Below are 17,782 nucleotides of genomic sequence, written 5' to 3'. Positions count from 1 at the left end.
GGAAATTTGGTTGCACGGCCCGGGGCGGCCCGCTGCCTTGGCGCTTTCCATTTTCCATGATCACCGCCCGTCGCCTCTTCCTTTTTCCCCTGCTGGCCCTCGGCTGCGCCGTGGACGCGCCGGCGGCCAAGACGGCCGCCACCCGCCCGGCCTACGTCGGGGCCATCGTGACCGAGGCGGAGTCCGGCCGGGTGCTGTTCGAGGACAGCGCCGACACGGCGAATCCGCCGGCCAGCATGACGAAGCTGATGACCTTCGCCGTGCTGCAAGACAAACTGGCCGACGGTTCCCTCAAGCTCGACACGCCCGTCACGGTCGGCCGCGAGGATGCGAAGTTTGCGATGAAGTCCGACAGCACCGCGGTCTGGCTGAAGGAGAAGGAAACCTTCCCGGTCGAGGAGCTGATCTACGCCATGATGATCCAGTCGGCGAACGATGCGGCGCTGGTCCTGGCCCGGGCGGCGGCCGGTTCGCCGGAGGCGTTCGTGGAGCTGATGAACGCGAAGGCCCGCGCCCTGGGCATGACCCGCACGACCTTCCGGACGCCGCACGGACTGAGCAAGGGACGGGTTGATCCCAGCACGACCGACCTGACCACCCCCCGCGATTACGCGATTCTCTCCCGCCATCTGGTGCTGCACACCGATGTGCTCAAATACACGTCCATCAAGACCCGCCAGTTCGGCGCGGGCCAGCGCACACAGCTGGTCGCGATGCGCAACCACAACAACCTGCTGGGGAAATTCGCGGGATTGGACGGCCTCAAGACCGGCTTTACCGGCGGCGCCGGTTACTGTCTCGCCGCCACCGCCGAGCGCAACGGCCGGCGCATCATCGTTGTGGTGATGGGCAGCCCGGATTCCAAGGGCCGCGATCTCAAGGTCATGGAGCTGTTCGAGCGGGGTTTTGCCGCGACCCCGGTGGCGCTGCCCGCAATGAAGACCGAAGGCCCGGCCGCCGCCCCGGCCAAGCCGGCGGAGATACCCACCGTCAAGACCGACAAGACGGTTCCCGCCAGCCCCGCGCCGGCCAAGCCGCCTGAACAGGCCTCGACCGCCGCGGAACCCATGTTTAATTTCCGCGTCACACCTCCACCCGCCAAAAAACCGTGAATACCCCTGTCCTTCGCCGCCTTGCCTATGTCCTGCTCGCCCTCCTGGGCCTGAGCGCCGCCCCGCTTCACGCACAGCGCGAGAAGCTGCCGATGGAAGACTTGGAGTTCGTCGAGAAGAAATGGCCCGATGCCAAGCGCACCTACACCGGCCTGCGTTACCTCATCCTCAAGCCCGGCGATGCCAAGGGCCCAATGCCGGAAAAAGGCATGGAGGTCACCGTGCTCTACAAGGGCATGCTGCTGGACGGGACCGTCTTTGACGAGTCGCCCGATGCGGAGCACCCGCTCAAGATGCGGATCGGCCGCGGCAACCTCATCGAGGGCTGGGAGGAGGCCCTGCAGAAAATGCACAAGGGCGAGAAATGGCTGCTGATCGTGCCGCCGGAGATGGGCTACGGTGCGCGCGGCAAGCTGCCCACCATCAAACGCGACGCCACGCTCGTGTTCGAGATGGAGCTGATCGGCTTCATGAAGTGACGGAGCTGTAGCGGCGGTCTATGACCGCCGACGCAGGACATGCGATGTTCGCCGGCGGTCATAGACCGCCGCTACAGGTCTACTTCATCATCTCGGCCAGCGGCTTCTCGATCGCCTCGGCCCAGAGCTGGTAGCCGGCCGCGGTCGGGTGCAGCTGGTCCGGCATGATGGTCCACGGGATTTTCCCGTCCCGGCCGAGGAAGATGGCGTTGGTATTGAGGAAGCGCACGTTCACGCCGTCGCCCAGCTTGGCGAGCAGGTCGTTGGCCCGGTCGTTGGCGGCCACGCGCTTGCCCGCGTCCTCGATGGCAGCCTCGGTGATAAGGCCGTCGGTGTTGCGGCGGGCGTCGCGGGGCAGGATGGCAAGCAGCAGCACCTTCACCCCCGGGATCTTCGTCCGGGTCAGGTCGATGATCTTTTTGACGGCGTCCGCGATCTGCTCGCCGGTGTGGGAGGCGGAATTGTTGGTGCCGATCATGAGGACCACGACCTTGGGGCTGATGCCGTCCAGTTCGCCGTTCTCGATGCGCCAGATCACGTGCTGGGTCTGGTCGCCCCCGATGCCGAAGTTGGCCGGCTGGTATTTGCCGAAATAGTGCTCCCAGATGTGCGGGGCTTTGCCCCAGCCCTCGGTGATGGAATCGCCGAGGAAGAGCACGCCGATCGGACCCGCCTTGCCGCGGGCCAGGAAGGAGTCGTGCAGCTCGAAGAAGCGCTTGTTGCCGACCTTCGGCGCGCCGACCGAGGCATCGACCGGGGTGGTCGGGGCCATCATCGGGGTGGCGGGCACGGGGGCCGGCGCGGGCGTCTGGGCGACGGCAAGGGAAACCAGCCCGGCAAACGCGGGCACAAGGAAGCGGAGCAGCTTTTTCATAGGGTAGGCGGGGCAGTCAAATGACGGCCCGGTTTGAGGCAAGGCTTCCCCGCGTCACGCCGCTCAGCCCGCGCCGACGGACTTGAGCAGCAGCCGGCGCTGGGTCCAGAACCCGTCGGCGCTGTAGAGGGCGAGCCCGCACCAGATGAATCCATAGGCCTGCAGGCGCGCGGCGTCGAACGGCTCGCGGTAGAGAAAGTAACCGAGCAGGAACTGCACGCTGGGGGCCAGGTATTGCAACAGGCCGAGTGTGGTCAATTGGATGCGCTGGGCGCCGTAGGCGAACAGCAACAGCGGCACGGCGGTCACCACGCCGACGATGAGCACAAGCACGTGGTGCCAGGCGTCGACGCGGCCCAGGGCGCCCTCGCCGGTGTGGTTCCACCAGAGCAGCGCGCCCGCGGCGAGGGGGAACAGCAGCAAGGTCTCGACCGTGAGGCCGGTGATCGCGCCGAGCGCGGATTTTTTCTTCAACAGGCCGTAGCCGGCCCAGGTCACCGCCAGGGACAGGGCGATCCACGGCACATGGCCGACGCGGAACAACAGGAAGCCGACGCCGAGCGCGGCGCAGCCGATGGCGGTCCATTGCAACGGCCGCAGGCGCTCGTGCAGGAGCAGGGAACCCAGCGTGACGTTGACCAGCGGCACGAGGAAATAGCCGAGGCTGGATTCGATGACATGCCCGGTGTTGACCGCCCAGATGTAGACGGTCCAGTTGGCGGCGAGCAGCAGGCTGCTGAGCAGGTTGAGCCCGACCAGCCGGGAATCCTTGAAGGCGGCGCGCAGCACGGGAAAATTGCCCTGCCAGGCGATCACCCCCAGCAGGAACACCAGCGACCACACGATGCGATGAGTGATGAGCTCCAGCGGGGCCACGGCCGCCAGCTGCTTCCAGTAAATCGGCACCAGGCCCCAGATCAAAAAGCTGCCGGTGGCGGCGAGGGCGCCGCGGGTGGCATCGGGATGAGGGGAAATCTTGGACAAGGCCGGCCAACGTGGGGCGCCCGCGGGGTCGCGTCAACCCGCCGGGCAGTGTGCCGCACCGTAGCACGGGCTACTGTAGGGCGGGATCACCGTATCCCGCCTGCGTTCGCCGATGATATCACGGGCGAGGCGGGATACGGTGATCCCGCCCTACAGGCTATGGTTTTGGCTCGGCCGGCGCCGGGTTCTTGCAGGATTGCCAGGCGAGGAAACGCCACGCGCCGGCCTCCTCCCGCCAGACGGCGAGGAAATTCAGGTCGTTGACGACCTTCTGCCCGGCATTGCTCGCATGGATGACCACGCGCCCGGTCATGAGCACCACCCCCGGCCCGGCGGCCTTGAAGGTGCGTTCCTGATACTTGAAGGATTCGTAGACGGTGTTGTGGCTGGTCAGTGCCTGGACGTAGGAGGTCTTGGTGTCGACCTTGCCGCTCGAGTGGGCGTAGCGCAGCTCATCCGAAAAGATGGCGGCGAGGCGGGCCGGATCGGCGGCCAGGGTGGCGGCGATGCGTTCGTCGTCGGCCGCGCGGGCCGCGGCGATCGACTTGTCCTCGGCGGCGCGCAAGGCACCGGCGGCCAGGGTGAGCAGGAGCAGGAGGCGGGGTAGTGTTTTCATGGAGGACGGGGCCGGTCAGGTCCGGTGCACGGGCTGGGGCCGGCCGGCATCATCGATGGCGACGTAGGTGAACACGCCCGCGGTGACGCGCACCAGCTCGCCGCCCTTGGTGCGCTGGGCCCAGGCCTCGACCGCAATGCGCATCGAGGTGCGGCCGACCTTGAGGAGGGTGGCGTGACAGCTGACGATGTCGCCGACGTAGACGGGCGCGATGAACGTCATCGCGTCAATGGCGACGGTCGTGACGCGGGAGCGGGAAAGGTTGCGCGCATAGATGGCGGCGCCGAGGTCCATCTGCGAGAGCAGCCAGCCGCCGAAGATGTCGCCGTTGGCGTTGGTGTCCGCTGGCATCGCGATGGTGCGGATGACCAGCTCGCCTTGCGGCTCGGAGGAGGTGGGGGCAGGCGGATGGGACATGCGGGGCGAGGGTAGGCCGGGGCCGGGCGACTGGCAAGCGCCGGCCGACTTTGGCGTTGTTTTCAAGGGGCGGAGGTCGGATATTACGCGAACCATGACAGGCACAGCGCAGGCCGCTTTCGGGCGGTTGTTCCATGATATCGGCACCGTTGACCAGGTGGGCATCGAAGAGCGTGTCGCCAAATACACCACCCGCAGCATCAAGAAGGGCGCGAAGCTTTTCGGCCTGAAATTGGCCGCCTCGATGGTCGACCTCACCACCCTCGAGGGCAAGGACACGCCCGGCAAGGTCGCCTCGCTCTGCCAGAAGGCGCTCAGCCCCTCCGATGACCCCGACGTCCCGACCGTCGCCGCCGTCTGCGTCTATCCGTCCATGGTGAAATACGCCCGCCGTGCGCTGGGCGAGGACACACCCGTCCGCATTGCGTCGGTCGCCACCGCCTTTCCGTCCGGCCAGGCCCCGCTCAAGACCCGCCTCGCCGAGGTGAAGGCCGCCGTCGCCGATGGCGCGGACGAGATCGACATGGTCATCAACCGCGGCTCGTTCCTCGCGGGCGAGTTCCAGCTGGTGCAGGACGAGATCGCCGCCGTGGTGCAGGCCTGCGGCCCGGCGACCCTCAAGGTCATCCTCGAGGTCAGCGAGCTGGAGACCTACGACAACATCCGCGCCGCGTCCTTCCTCGCCATGCGCGTGCTGCGGCCGAACGACTTCATCAAGACCAGCACCGGCAAGACCTCGCTCAACGCCACGCTCGGCAACAACCAGGTGATGATCGAGGCCATCCGCGACTTCTACCTCGATACCGGCACCCCCATCGCGATGAAACCCGCCGGCGGCATCCGCACCGCCAAGCAGGCCCTCCAGTTCCTCATCGCCGTCAAGGAGACACTCGGCGACGAGTGGCTCAACAACACCCGCTACCGCTTCGGCGCCTCCTCGCTGCTCAACGACCTGCTCCGCCAGATCGAGAAGGAGCGCACCGGCGCCTACCAGGCCCCGTATTACTTCAGCGAAGCCGCCGAAAGCTACTGAGCTACTGAACAAAACCACGAATGGACACGAATTCACACGAATGGCCGCAGGTCGGACTAAATTCATCTTCGTGTCTATTTGGGTCCATTCGTGGTTAAAATCATTCCTCCCATGCCCACTCTGACGGAAAAAAAACGTCCCGCGTCCCGGTCCGCCGGCCGCCCGGCGCCCGAGCTCATCTTCGGCGACCTCTGGGAATACGATCCCGCGCCCGAGACCGCCGACCCGAAGCTCAAGGCCCGCTACGATTTGTTCATTGGCGGCAAGTTCACCGCCCCGGCCTCCGGCAAGTATTTCGACTCCATCAATCCGGCTAACGAATCGAAGCTCGCCGAGATCGCCCACGGCAGCGCGGCCGACGTCGAGGCGGCCTACGCCGCGGCCAAGAAGGCTCACGATAACGTCTGGGGCAAGATGCCCGGCAAGGAACGCGCCAAATACATCTACCGCATCGCCCGCCTGCTGCAGGACCGCGCCCGCGAGTTTGCCGTCGCCGAGACGATGGACGGCGGCAAGCCGATCAAGGAGTCGCGCGACTTCGACATCCCGATGGCCGCGGCGCATTTCTTCTATCACGCCGGCTGGGCCGACAAGCTCGACTACGTGGCGCCCGGCCGGAAGGTCGCGCCGCTCGGCGTCGTCGGCCAGGTCATCCCGTGGAATTTCCCGCTGCTGATGATGGCGTGGAAGCTCGCGCCCGCGCTGGCGATGGGCAACACCGTCGTCATCAAGCCGGCCGAGACGACCAGCATCACCGCGCTGAAGCTCGCCGAGATCTTCCAGGACGCCGGCCTGCCCGCGGGCGTCGTCAACATCGTCACCGGCTTCGGCGACACGGGTGCGGCCGTCATGAGCCACCCGACTGCGGCGAAGGTGGCCTTCACCGGCTCGACCGAGGTGGGCAAGATCATCATGCGCTCGCTGGCCGGCACCGACAAGAAGATGACCATGGAGCTCGGCGGCAAGGCGGCGAACATCGTGTTCGACGACGCGCCGATCGGCCAGGCCGTTGAGGGCATCATCAACGGCATCTTCTTCAACCAGGGCCACGTGTGCTGCGCCGGTTCCCGTCTGCTCGTGCAGGAGACGGTGGCCGCCGAGGTGCTCGCGAAACTGAAGACCCGCCTCAAGGTGCTGCGCGTCGGCGACCCGCTCGACAAGAACACCGACGTTGGCGCCATCAACTCGAAGGAGCAGCTCGGCACGATCGAGCGGCTCGTCGCCGCCGGGGTGAAGGAGGGTGCAACGCTCTATCAGGCGCCGTGCAAGCTGCCGGCCAAGGGCTATTATTTCCGCCCGACGCTCTTCTCCGGCGTTTCGATGAGCCACCGGATCGCCCGCGAGGAGATCTTCGGCCCGGTGCTCAGCATCCTGACGTTCCGCACGCTCGAGGAGGCGGTCGAGAAGGCCAACAACACCGCCTACGGCCTGAGCGCCGGCGTGTGGACCGACAAGGGCTCGCGCATCCTGAAGATGTCCACCGAGCTCAAGGCCGGCGTCGTCTGGGCCAACACCTACAACAAGTTCGACCCCACGTCGCCGTTCGGCGGCTACAAGGAGTCCGGCTTCGGCCGCGAGGGTGGCCGCCAGGGCCTGCTCGACTACTGCAAACTGGTATGAGAAACCACGAATGGACACAAATGGACACGAAGAGGGCCAAATCCTCCATAAGGAGCTGGTATACTCGGTTGTCGGTTGTGCCCTCGAAGTGCTCAAGGAAGTGGGACATGGGCTCCATGAGAAGCCTTATGAAAATGCGTTGGTGGTTGAGTTTAAACTCAAGGGTATCTCTTGCGAACAACAGCGACGCTTTGATGTGCTATACAAGGGCATTCAGGTCGCTGAATTTGTCCCGGATCTTATCGCAGGCGGTGTCGTGGTCGTTGATACCAAGGTCATTGAACGCATCACCGATCTGGAGCGCGGCCAGATGCTGAATTATCTTCGGATCACCAAACTGCGTGTCGGCCTCATCATTAATTTCAAGCGCGCCAAACTGGAGTGGGAGCGGATTATCCTCTGATCCCATTCGTGTGAATTCGTGTCCATTCGTGGTTTTCCCCAATCCTGATGTCTAACACCCCGTATCTCACCGCCCCGCAGAAACTGACCACGATGCCGCCGGGCATCCCCTACATCGTGGGCAACGAGGCCGCCGAGCGGTTCAACTTCTACGGGATGCGCGCCGTCCTCGTCGTGTTCATGACGAAGTATCTGGTCGACCGCAGCGGCACGCTGGCGCCGATGAGCGAGAACGACGCAAACAAATGGTATCACCTGTTCCTCTCGGCCAACTACTTCTTCCCGGCGATCGGCGCGATCGTCTCGGATGCCTTCTGGGGCAAATACAACATGATTATCCGCCTCTCGCTGGTCTACTGCCTCGGCAGCCTGGTGCTGGCGTTTGACCACACGCGGCTCGGCCTGACGCTGGGCCTCACGCTGATCGCCATCGGGGCCGGCGGCATCAAACCCTGCGTGTCCTCGCATGTCGGCGACCAATTCGGCGCCGGCAACCAGCATCTCCTCGCCCGCGCCTTCGGCTGGTTTTACTTCTCGGTGAACTTCGGCTCGTTCTTCTCGATCCTGCTCATCCCGGTCCTGCTCGACAAATCCGGCGCCGGCCTCGCCTTCGGCGTGCCAGCCGGGCTCATGCTGCTGGCCACGGTGATTTTCTGGAGCGGCCGCTACAAATACGCGCACATCCCGCCGGGCGGGAAGACCTTCCTGCGCGACACCTTCAACGCCGAGGGATTCGCAACCCTCGGTCGCATCGCGATCATCTTCGTGTTTGTTGCCGTCTTCTGGTCGCTCTGGGACCAGAGCGGCGGCGAGTGGGTGACGCAGGCGCAGAAGATGAACCTGCACTTCGCCGGCATCGACTGGCTTGCGGCCCAAATCCAGGCGCTCAACGCGATCATGATCTTGGCGTTCATCCCGCTCTTCCAATACGTGATCTACCCGGCGATCGATCGCGTGTGGCGGCTCACGTCGCTGCGCAAAATCGGCATCGGGCTGATCGTCACCGGGCTCTCGTTCCTCGTCAGCGCCTGGATCGAGACCCAGATCGCCGCCGGCCTGCGACCCAGCATCGGCTGGCAACTGCCCGCCTACGCGCTGCTCTCGGCGGGTGAGGTGATGGTGTCGATCACCGGTCTCGAGTTTGCCTACACCCAGGCCCCGAAGCACATGAAGGCGATGGTGCAGGCCATCTACCTGCTCGCGGTTTCCGCCGGCAATCTCTTCACGGCGCTCGTCCATGTGTTCATCGCCAATCCCGACGGCACCGTGAAACTGCACGGCGCGTCCTACTACAATTTCTTCGCGGCACTCTCGATCGGCTGCGTGGCGTTCTACGTCTTTGTCGCCAGAGCCTACAAAGAAAAATCCTACCTGCAGGGCGACGCGCCCAGCACTGAAATCGAAGCCGAAAACGCCGCCACCACATGAGCCGCCTGCCCATCACCAAGACCCCGAAGGTTTACGTCGGCGGAGCCTTCATCCGCTCCGAGAGCGCGCGCACCTTCCCGATCAAGGACGCCGCCGGCAGCTTCTTCGCCAACATCCCGCAGTGCACCCGCAAGGACCTGCGCAACGCCGTCGAGGCCGCCGCCAAGGCCGGCCCGGGCTGGGCCAGGCGCACGCCCTACAACCGCGGCCAGATCATCTACCGCCTTGGCGAGATGCTGGAGGCGCGCAAGGCCGACATGGCCGACGCGCTCCTGGTCGGTGGCGCATCCAGGCCCGCCGCCGCCAGGGAAATCGCCGCGACGATCGACCGCCTCATCTATTACGCCGGCTGGGCCGACAAATACGAGCAGGTGCTTGGCAACGTAAACCCCGTCGCCTCGCCGCACTTCAACTTCACTGTCACCGAACCCATGGGCATCGTCGGCCTGCTCGCGCCCGAGGAGGCGCCGTTGCTGGCGCTGGTGTCGCTCATCGCCCCGGCCATCACCAGCGGCAACACGGTCGTCGCGCTCGCCTCCACGGCGCAGCCCTATCCGGCGATTGTGCTCGGCGAGATGCTCGCCACAAGCGACCTGCCCGGCGGGGTGGTCAACCTGCTCACCGGTTTCCGCAAGGAGATGGTCCCGACTTTTGCGACGCACACCCACCTCCGCGCCATCGCGGGCGTGGCCAGCGCCGACGAGCGCAAGGCGCTCAAGCTCGGCGCGGCCGAGAGCGTGAAGCGGGTGAAGCTCGCCAAGGCCGAGGAGCCGGTCGACTGGTTCTCCGACAAGGCGCAGAGTCTCTACGACCTCCGCGACCACCTCGAATTCAAGACCACCTGGCACCCCATCGGCGCATGATGCCCGGCTACGACGACCGGAAGATCAAGAGCCGCCTCAAGGTCTGGTGGATTACCTGGGCCTTGGTCCTGATCTGGTTGCTGCTGGCCTATTCGGCTCTCACTCGCGGCAAGCCACTGCCCGCACCGACCAAGGACAACTCGCTGACCGGACTGATCGCCGTCGTGCCGCTGTTCGTCAGCATTGTCATTCGCTGGCTCGTGCTGCCGCGCGCCACGGACCCCAACCGGGCGTTTGTGCTCTTCATCGTGGGCATCGCTCTGGCCGAGGGCTGCGGCATTCTCGGCACCGTCTTCGGCGGGCCGTATCGTGACAGTCTCTTCGTGCTCGGCGGGCTGGGGATCGCCCAATACGTGCCGTTCTACGCGAGGAAGCTCTTCGACCCGAAGGGCGCGGGCTTCATTCCGAACAATTAGTCCTCACGACGGCCTCGTAGGGCGCGCCGTCCGAGCGGGGCAGGGAGGCGAAGATGGTGTCGGTCAGGTCAACCGAGACGAAGCCGGCGGTGTTGATGAGCCGCTCGAGCGCGGCGAACAGACCGCGGGCGGCCGGGGTCTTGGCGGGGGGAGTAGCGGCGGAAAGGGAGGTGGGCGGACAGCAAGTGTTCATGATGCGGCCACCCTACTCCGGTTACGCCCGGGCGCCATGGGCGGGTGGCTGGTTTCGCGCTGTGCTCCCGGCGATTCCGTCGAAGTGTGCTGCTACCTTACCCTGTAGGGTCGGCGCTTGCGCCGACCTATACACGCGAGGTCGCCGCAAGCGGCGACCCTACATTCAATCGATCAGCCGCCGAGCTTACCGGTCTCGGCGAGCCGCTCGAGGAAGATCCAGCAGCGTTTCGCGCGGACCTCGGAGCTTTTGGCCTGCTCGATGTAGCGGACGACCTGCCGGCGCATCGCGACGCTGTGCGCCTGCCAGCGTTCCCGCAGTTCGGGACGCGTGCGGAACGTGCGCGCCATCTCTTCGGGCAGATCCGGCTCGCGGGAGGCGGTGTCGCGCTCGAGCGTGAACTCCACGGTGTCACCGGCGTCCACGCCGGCGGCCTTCAGCAGCTCAACCTTGAAGGCAAACTTGAAGTGACCGCGCTTGCTGCTGGCGAACAACGTGACGCGATCGAGGTCGTCGTTGAAGCGGAGCAGGGCGTTCCAGCCCTTGATCGCGCCCTTGATGTCGGCGGGCGTGAGCGCGAGCGGGGCGACGGCCGCCTTCGGCACGTCGACCCAGCGGACGAGCGCGACCTTGTAGAGCTTGGCGCGAAGTTTGACCATGAGGCCTCGTTTCCTTGTAGAAGCCTGCTTGCAGGCGAATCGGACGCGTGGAATCGCCTGCAAGCAGGCTCCTACCAAAGATCCGGAAATGCAGTTTTGTTATTCGGGCAGCTTGACGCGCTCCTTGATCCACGCGTCGATGGCGGGGAGCTCGCGCTTTTTCACCACGGCGCGCAGGCGGATGAGGTCGGCGCCCTTGGCGGCCTCGGCGAAGGCGTCGACCGGCAGCTTCTGGCGCACGTAGTCCTCAAGCTCCGTGGCGCGGGCGGCGTTGGTGGAGGCGCGGGCGATGCCGGGCAGGAAGACGTTGCGGCCGAAGAAAGTGGTGCGCTGGAACAATTCGTCGGTGTGCGCCTGGGCAAATTCCCAGGCGAGGTCGGCATGCTCGTTGTTCGCGACCGCCGCGACGTTGCGCGAGGACTCGGTGGCGGACATCTCATCGCCGAGCGTGAGGGCCAGCGTCTTGGCGGCGAGCACGGGGTCGAGCGCGGCCTGCATGCCGCCGTAGGCGCGGCGTTTCTCCTCGGTGGTCTTGGCGGCCCGGGCCAGCTGGTGCAATTGCTCGTAGGTCTCGGGCGTGGCGTAGCGGCCGACGACATCGAGCACGGCGCCGCGCAGGTTGCCGGGCAGGCTGGCCGGATGGGCGAGGTAGGCCTGGAACCGGCGCGTGCACTCCTCGACGGTGGCGCGGTCGCCGTAGTTGCCGAGGGCGTCGACCACCTTCACGCGCAGGGTGGCGTCGAGCGCCGGCTCCTCCGGCTTGGCGTCCCAGCCAAGCCGGGCCAGCTTGGGCGAGAGCAGCTGGCAGGCCCAGGCCTGGAAGGCGCGGCGGCCGGGCTGGTCGAACTGGAGGCGGTCGATCAGCGCGAGCTTTTCCAGAATGTGCTCCCAGACAGGCTGACTCGGGCTGCTGCGCAACTGCTCGGCCAGGCCGAGCCAGGAGGTCGCGGGTTGCCGGCCGGCCTCGACCAGCGCCCAGGTGTCGCCGAGCAGGTTGAGCTGGTCGGTGACCGGCAGGGTGGTAATCTCGCGGCGCAGAGCGTCGCCCAGCGCGTCGTCGTAGAGCACGCGGTAGAAGCCCGTGTTGCGGAGATTGGCCTTGGGCGTGCCGCTGCCGGCGGGCCACGGCACGGTGACAGGATCCTTGTCGAGGAGGGTCAGGGAAACCGCGGAGAGATTCGCGGTGTTGGCAAGCGTGACGGGAATCCGCCACGTGAGCGGCGCGGCGGCGGGATCATTGACGGTGAAGCGTGACTGTTCGAGGCGAAGCGAGCGGGTTGGCATAGGGGCGCCGCTGGCCGGTGCCCGGGCGTCGACAAGCGACGCCCCTACGGTGGAGACGAGCACGATCGGGAAGCCGGGCTGCTCGGTCCAGCCGGCGGCGACGGACGCCACAGGTTTGCCCGAAGCCTCGCCCAGCGCGGCCCAGAGGTCGGCGGTGGTGCTGTTGGAATACTTGTGCTGGTCGACATAGCGGCGGAGGCCGTCGCGGAAGATATCCGGCCCGAGATAAGCCTCGAGCATCTTGAGGAACCCCTGGCCCTTTTGGTAGGAGATGGTGTCGAACGCATCGTTGGCCTGGCTCTCGTTGGCAATGGGCCGCTGGATGGGATGCGTGGTCTTGCGGGCGTCGAGCCCCATCGCGCCTTCCTTGGCCTCGGCGGCGCGGACCCAAAGCTGCCAGTCGGGGTTCAGCGCATCGCTGGCCTTGGTGCCCATCCACGAGGCGAAGCCCTCGTTGAGCCAGAGGTTGTCCCACCACGCCATGGTGACGAGGTCGCCGAACCACTGGTGCGCCATCTCGTGGGCGATGACGGCGAAGACGCGCTCGCGGCGTTCCGGCGAGGAATTCACCGGGTCGAACAGCAGCGCGGGGTCGATGTAGGTGATGCAGCCCCAGTTTTCCATAGCGCCGAAGGTGGCGAAGGCATTGGGCACGGCGATCTGGTCGAGCTTGGGCAGCGGGTAGCGGACGCCGAAATACTCGTTGTAGTAGGCGAGGATGCGCTTGGTGGACTCGAGCGCATAGGCGGCGGTGGCGCGCTTGCCCTCGGTGGTGATGATGCGGAGCTTCACGCCGTCCTGCTCGCCCTCGACGGTCTCGAACTCGCCGGCGTAGAGCGCGACGAGGTAGCTGGCCATCGCCGGGGTGCGCGCGAACACGACCTCCTTCAGGCCGTTGCCGAGCGGTTTTTCACTCACGGCGGGCATGTTGGCCACGGCCATGAGCTTCTCGGGCACGACGAGCGTGACGTCGTAAGTGGCGCGGTAGACCGGCTCGTCCCAGCACGGAAAGACGCGGCGGGCGTCGGTCGGCTCGAACTGGGTGCCGAGCATCAGCTTGTCGCCGGTGGGCGTGGGGTATTTGTCCACGAAGAAGCCCTCGGCCTGCGTGCCGATCTTGCCGCGGTAGGTGATCGTGATCGTGTGCCGGCCGGCCGGAAGCGCGGCAGGGAGCGTGAGCGTTTGCTTCGCCGGATCGAGGCGCGGCGCCAGGGCGCGTGGCGCGGCGGGTTCGTCGGTGAGCGCGGCGGAATCGATCGTGAGCTCGTTGGCGTTGAGCACGAGCTCCGCGACCGGCTGGAGCACTTCCAGCTCGATGGTGGCCGTGCCCGTGGTGGTGCGGGCGGTGAGATCAGGCGCGATGCGCAGCGTGTAGTGGCGCGGCACGACCGTCTTCGGCAGCTGGCCGGGAGTGTCGGTGAAGGCGAAGGGTTTTTCGGCGAGCAGCGCGGCGGGCAGGCAGCAGGCAAGCAGCACCGCTCGCGTGCCGCGGAGTGAGGTCAGCATAGGGTGAGGGAACGCTTGTCCGGCTCCGGCCGGGTGTCAACGGCCGGGCGACAAGACGGGCTAGCGGTGGTCGCGCTTCTTGAGGAAGCGGGCGATCTCGCGGGCGATGGGCATGGAAGGCGCGGTGCCCGGCTGCATGACGGACAGGGCGGCCACGGCGCTGGCATAGTGGGCGGCCTCGAAGATGTTGTGCTTGAACTTCACGAGCCCGGCGGCGAAGCCGCCGACAAACCCGTCCCCGGCGCCGGCGGTGTCCACCACCTCGACGTCGTGGGCGCGGATGCGCAGGTAGACGTCCGGCTGGGAGACGAAGCAGCCGCGGGCGCCGAGCGTGACGATGACCACCGGCACCTGCAGGCAGCGGCAGAGCCGGTGCAGGGCCTCGGGGCTGAGCGCATGCAGCGTGGCCTCGGTGAACTCGCCGCCGGCGTTGAAGGGCGCCGTGCGCAGCAGCGCGGCGCAGGACGGGCACTGTTTCACGAGGGCGGCGAACTCACTCTCGTTGGGAATGAGGACCTCGGTGTGCCGGAGCACGGCGGGATCGAACTCGGGCCGCATCGGCGCGGGATTGAAGACGGTGATGGCGCCGTTGCGGCGGGCGGTGCGCAGCACGTGGCCGACGGTGGCGTAAGCGGACTCGCCCTGGCAGACGACAACCTGGGCGGGTGCGAGCAGCGGCGCCGGGATGTCGCGCGGCTTGAGGCCGAGGTTGGCGCCGAGGGAGATGATGATGTGGTTCTGGCCCGCGCCGTTGACGGTGACGACCGCCGCGCCGGTGGCGTGCTTGGGTTTTTCGACCAGGTGCAGATGGAGGCCGGCGGTGCGGGCGAACTGCCGGGCGCCGGCGCCGGCCGCATCGGGCCCGACGGCGCCGATGAACAGGGTGGGGATGCCGGCGCGCGCGGCGGCGACGGCCTGGTTGAAGCCCTTGCCGCCGGGCCCGGGCCGGAAGTCGCCGACCACGGTCTCGCCCGGCCGCGGAAAGTTTTTCGTGTAGAACGCCAGGTCCTGGACAAAGCTGCCGACGACGACGACCGAGGATTTCATGCGCGGTCAGTTCAGGGTGGCCTCGCGCAGGACGTCGCGGAGCGAGTCGGTGCTGAAGGGTTTCTGGAGGAAACCGTTCAGGTTCTGGCCGGCAAAGCGCTGTTGGGCGTCCTGGGCGCTGTAGCCGCTGAAGACCACGATGCGCTGGTCGGGCTGCAGCTGGCGGAGCGCGGTGAAAGTCGCGTAGCCGTCCATCCCCGGCATGGTCAGGTCCAGCAGCACGAGGTCGAAGCGGCTGCCGCGCTGACGGAGAAAATCCAGCGCTTGCTGGCCGGACTCGGCCTGCTTCACGGTGAAGCCGAAGAAGGCGATCATCTGGGCGGCGGTGGCGCGCACCGCCTGCTCGTCATCGACGATGAGCACGGTGCCGCTGCTGCGCCAGGTGGGGGCGGACGGGGCGGAGGCCACGGACTTGGGGGCGGGCCTGGCATTGGGCGGGAAGGCCAGCGTGAAGGTGGCGCCCTGCCCGGGCTCGCTCACCAGCCGGAGCGCGCCCTTGTGACTGCGCATGATGCCGAGGGCCGCGGCCAGCCCGAGCCCCCGGCCGCTGCCCTTGGTGGAGAAAAAAGGATCGAACACCCGGGACCGCGCCGCGCGGTCCAGACCCGGGCCGTTGTCGGTCACCTCGAGGCAGACATAGGCGGCGGGCGGCAGCTCCCGGCCGCTGCTGGCCTCGGCCAGCCAGGCGGCATCCACCGCCAGGACGCGGGTGGTCAGCGTGATCACGCCGTCGCGGCGGCCGATGGCCTCGGCGGCGTTCTGCACGATGTTGAGCAACACCTGCCGGATCTGGGCCGGGTCGGCCATGAGGCCCGGCAGGTCCGGGGCCAGGTTGAGCCGGAGCTGGGCGTGATTGCCGATGGAGAGGCGGAGCAGGTCGGTGGTCTCGCGGACCAGCGTGTTGAGGTCCGTTATCTGCGGGTCGAGGCGACTGCGACCGGCATAGGCGAGCAACTGCTGGCACAGTCCGGCGGCGAGCTGCGAGGCCTGCTCGACCTGGTCCAGATTGCCGGTCAGCGGCGAGCCGGGTGGGAGGGACTGCCGCGCCAGGCTGGTGTTGCCCATGATGGCGGTGAGGAGGTTGTTGAAGTCGTGGGCGACGCCGCCGGCGAGCACCCCCAGGCTCTCAAGCTTCTGCACCTCGAGCAGCTTGTGCTCGATCTTCTCCCGCTCCCGCGCCGCGGCCACGCGGTCGGTGACATCGATGGTGATGCCGATCATGCCGGTGATGCGTCCGTCCGCCTCGCGTTGGGGCATGCAACGACCCTCGAAGATCACGCCGTTGATTTCACGCTGGATCGCGAGGGACTCGCCGGCGAGCGCGCGGCGAATGTCGCCGAGGATGTCCGGCCGGGCGGCGTAGCGGTCGAAAATCGACTGGCCCACGGCCGCGCCCGGCTGGTAGCCGATCGCCGTCAGGGCGGCCCCCTCGCACAGGGTGTAGATCCCCTGCAGGTCGGTCGCGAAGAGGATGATCGGCGCGTGCGCGAGGATGGCGGCGAGCTGCTTCTGGCGGAGATGCAACTCGGACTCGACCTGCCGGCGCTCGGTGATGTCGGTGACCTGCCCCACGAAAAACCGCGGCGCCCCCTGTTCGTCCCGGGCGAGGCCGACGCTGAGCGCGGCATGGATGACGGAGCCGTCCTTGCGGATGTAGCGCTTTTCCAGCTGGCCCACCCGGATTTCGCCGGAAGTGATCTGCCGGTTCAGCGTCAGGTTTTTTCCCACATCGTCCGGGTGGGTGATCTGCACGAAGCTCAGCTGCAGCAACTCGTCCCGCCGGTAGCCCAGCATGGTGCAGAGGGCGTCGTTGACCTCGAGGAGGCGGTTGTTCAGGTCGGCCAGGGCGATCCCGCCCGGGGCGTGATCGAAAATTATGCGTCGCACCTCGGCTTGCTCGCGCAACTGCACCTCGACCTGACGGCGCCGCTGCAGGTCGTGCCGCAGGACGGTGACGAGCAGGGCGGGGCCGGTGAAGAGGAGGATCGCGCCGCCCAGAAACCACAGGGTCATGAGGCGGGCCCGGGTGCGCTGCTCCAGCCACTGGGTGGCGTCAAAATCCACGCCGAGGACGGCCTCGACCAGGCCGCTGGCGTTGCGCAAAGGGGCAAACACGCTGACCCACCGGCCCCGGCGGTCCTCGACGATGTCCTCGTCAAAGATGAGTTCGCCCCGGAACGCGCGGTTGAGCGCAGGGGTGAGGCCTTCGTAAATCTCCCCCGGCGGGGTACGCTGTCCGCGCGCGCTCGCGATGCGGCCGTTGTGGTCGTAGTCCGTCTCCGAGTCCGCCAGCAGGAAGATCGCCCCATCGGCGCGCCGTCGGAAGGTGTAGACGTCGGCGATGGCGGGGTTGAGCTTGAGCCAGTTGATTTCCATCTGGATCAGCTTTTCATACAGGGCATCGCCGGGAGGCGGGTTGTCGGCCAGGCGCGCATGGCCGGCCTGCTGCATTTCCTGCACGTAGTAGGGCACCAGCAGCTCGACCTGCCGGCGGATGTTGCCCTGGGCGTCGTAACCCGCGCGGTTTACCGCCCACCACCCACCGCCGGCCACCACGGCCAGCAACAACCAGGTGATCTTGGGCAGGGACGCCAGCCGGCCGGTGCGGTGCAGCCACAGGCCCAGCCCCAGCCACAGGCTGGCCACCAGGACGAGGAACACCAGGTAGTCGGTATTTTGGGTGAACCAGCCGCTCATCGAAGCCCACATGAAGACAGTTCCCCGCGGCAAGGCAACCCCGGCCGCGGCCACTCATCCCGCACGCGGGCCGTTTGTCCAGTCCGCCCTGTCACCACGGGCGTTTCTCCCTGCTCATGTCCGGCGATGCCAGCTGAACAGGTCTCCCCGCT

Annotated in this window: 17 protein-coding genes; 8 read left to right on the top strand and 9 right to left on the bottom strand. The window is 66.8% G+C overall.

From position 1 onward, the window contains the following. Nucleotides 1–56 precede the first annotated feature (56 nt). Nucleotides 57–1,112 carry a D-alanyl-D-alanine carboxypeptidase family protein gene (locus BLU29_RS06665; protein ID WP_091056118.1) on the top strand — a complete coding sequence of 352 codons (1,056 nt, stop codon included), beginning with the start codon at nt 57–59 and terminating at the stop codon, nt 1,110–1,112. Then, nucleotides 1,109–1,591, top strand: a complete 483-nt coding sequence (locus BLU29_RS06660) for an FKBP-type peptidyl-prolyl cis-trans isomerase (RefSeq protein WP_091056117.1) — start codon at nt 1,109–1,111, stop codon at nt 1,589–1,591. Before BLU29_RS06665 ends, BLU29_RS06660 begins: the two co-directional genes overlap by 4 nt. A 79-nt stretch (nt 1,592–1,670) precedes the next feature. On the opposite strand, the gene BLU29_RS06655 is transcribed toward BLU29_RS06660, so the two are convergent. The 4 genes from BLU29_RS06655 to BLU29_RS06640 all read right to left on the bottom strand — a co-directional run bounded on the left by BLU29_RS06655 (nt 1,671) and on the right by BLU29_RS06640 (nt 4,482). Continuing rightward, a complete protein-coding gene (locus BLU29_RS06655; protein WP_091056115.1) occupies nt 1,671–2,465 on the bottom strand; it encodes a GDSL-type esterase/lipase family protein in 795 nt (264 codons plus the stop codon). A 63-nt stretch (nt 2,466–2,528) separates the two neighbouring features. Continuing rightward, nucleotides 2,529–3,449: an EamA family transporter RarD gene (gene rarD, locus BLU29_RS06650; protein ID WP_197677776.1), complete on the bottom strand. Its 921-nt coding sequence runs from the start codon at nt 3,447–3,449 to the stop codon at nt 2,529–2,531. Between the two features lie 157 nt (nt 3,450–3,606). After that, on the bottom strand, nt 3,607–4,065 hold the full coding sequence (locus BLU29_RS06645) for a nuclear transport factor 2 family protein (protein WP_091056113.1): 459 nt from the start codon (nt 4,063–4,065) through the stop codon (nt 3,607–3,609). Between the two features lie 15 nt (nt 4,066–4,080). Beyond that, a complete protein-coding gene (locus BLU29_RS06640; RefSeq protein WP_091056112.1) occupies nt 4,081–4,482 on the bottom strand; it encodes an acyl-CoA thioesterase in 402 nt (133 codons plus the stop codon). 94 nt (nt 4,483–4,576) lie between these two features. On the opposite strand from BLU29_RS06640, the gene deoC reads away from it, so the two are divergent. The 6 genes from deoC to BLU29_RS06610 all read left to right on the top strand — a co-directional run bounded on the left by deoC (nt 4,577) and on the right by BLU29_RS06610 (nt 10,244). Beyond that, nucleotides 4,577–5,515, top strand: a complete 939-nt coding sequence (gene deoC / locus BLU29_RS06635; protein ID WP_091056110.1) for a deoxyribose-phosphate aldolase — start codon at nt 4,577–4,579, stop codon at nt 5,513–5,515. 111 nt (nt 5,516–5,626) lie between these two features. Then, nucleotides 5,627–7,135 carry an aldehyde dehydrogenase family protein gene (locus BLU29_RS06630; RefSeq protein WP_091056108.1) on the top strand — a complete coding sequence of 503 codons (1,509 nt, stop codon included), beginning with the start codon at nt 5,627–5,629 and terminating at the stop codon, nt 7,133–7,135. A gap of 10 nt (nt 7,136–7,145) precedes the next feature. Then, on the top strand, nt 7,146–7,538 hold the full coding sequence (locus BLU29_RS06625) for a GxxExxY protein (RefSeq protein ID WP_091056106.1): 393 nt from the start codon (nt 7,146–7,148) through the stop codon (nt 7,536–7,538). A 47-nt stretch (nt 7,539–7,585) separates the two neighbouring features. Beyond that, nucleotides 7,586–8,965, top strand: a complete 1,380-nt coding sequence (locus BLU29_RS06620) for a POT family MFS transporter (RefSeq protein WP_091056105.1) — start codon at nt 7,586–7,588, stop codon at nt 8,963–8,965. Next, nucleotides 8,962–9,828 carry an aldehyde dehydrogenase family protein gene (locus BLU29_RS06615; RefSeq protein WP_091056103.1) on the top strand — a complete coding sequence of 289 codons (867 nt, stop codon included), beginning with the start codon at nt 8,962–8,964 and terminating at the stop codon, nt 9,826–9,828. Before BLU29_RS06620 ends, BLU29_RS06615 begins: the two co-directional genes overlap by 4 nt. After that, nucleotides 9,825–10,244 (top strand): hypothetical protein, encoded by a 420-nt coding sequence (locus BLU29_RS06610; RefSeq protein ID WP_091056101.1) that lies wholly within the window; start codon nt 9,825–9,827, stop codon nt 10,242–10,244. The genes BLU29_RS06615 and BLU29_RS06610 overlap by 4 nt, the downstream gene beginning before the upstream one ends. On the opposite strand, the gene BLU29_RS06605 is transcribed toward BLU29_RS06610, so the two are convergent. From BLU29_RS06605 to BLU29_RS06585, 5 genes are all read right to left on the bottom strand, one after another. Then, nucleotides 10,228–10,437 (bottom strand): hypothetical protein, encoded by a 210-nt coding sequence (locus tag BLU29_RS06605; protein WP_091056100.1) that lies wholly within the window; start codon nt 10,435–10,437, stop codon nt 10,228–10,230. The genes BLU29_RS06610 and BLU29_RS06605 overlap by 17 nt on opposite strands. Nucleotides 10,438–10,610: 173 nt before the next feature. After that, on the bottom strand, nt 10,611–11,096 hold the full coding sequence (locus BLU29_RS06600) for a YdeI/OmpD-associated family protein (RefSeq protein ID WP_091056098.1): 486 nt from the start codon (nt 11,094–11,096) through the stop codon (nt 10,611–10,613). Between the two features lie 99 nt (nt 11,097–11,195). Next, a complete protein-coding gene (locus BLU29_RS06595; protein ID WP_091056096.1) occupies nt 11,196–13,886 on the bottom strand; it encodes a M1 family metallopeptidase in 2,691 nt (896 codons plus the stop codon). 60 nt (nt 13,887–13,946) lie between these two features. Continuing rightward, on the bottom strand, nt 13,947–14,933 hold the full coding sequence (locus BLU29_RS06590) for a ribokinase (RefSeq protein ID WP_091056095.1): 987 nt from the start codon (nt 14,931–14,933) through the stop codon (nt 13,947–13,949). A 6-nt stretch (nt 14,934–14,939) separates the two neighbouring features. Further along, nucleotides 14,940–17,630 carry a PAS domain S-box protein gene (locus BLU29_RS06585; protein ID WP_172830227.1) on the bottom strand — a complete coding sequence of 897 codons (2,691 nt, stop codon included), beginning with the start codon at nt 17,628–17,630 and terminating at the stop codon, nt 14,940–14,942. Nucleotides 17,631–17,782: the final 152 nt, after the last annotated feature.

The organism is Opitutus sp. GAS368 (genome assembly GCF_900104925.1).
In the GTDB taxonomy this organism is placed as follows: domain Bacteria; phylum Verrucomicrobiota; class Verrucomicrobiia; order Opitutales; family Opitutaceae; genus Lacunisphaera.
The sequence above is the reverse complement of the archived record's forward strand: the minus strand, read 5'-3'. Positions and strand labels throughout refer to the sequence as shown.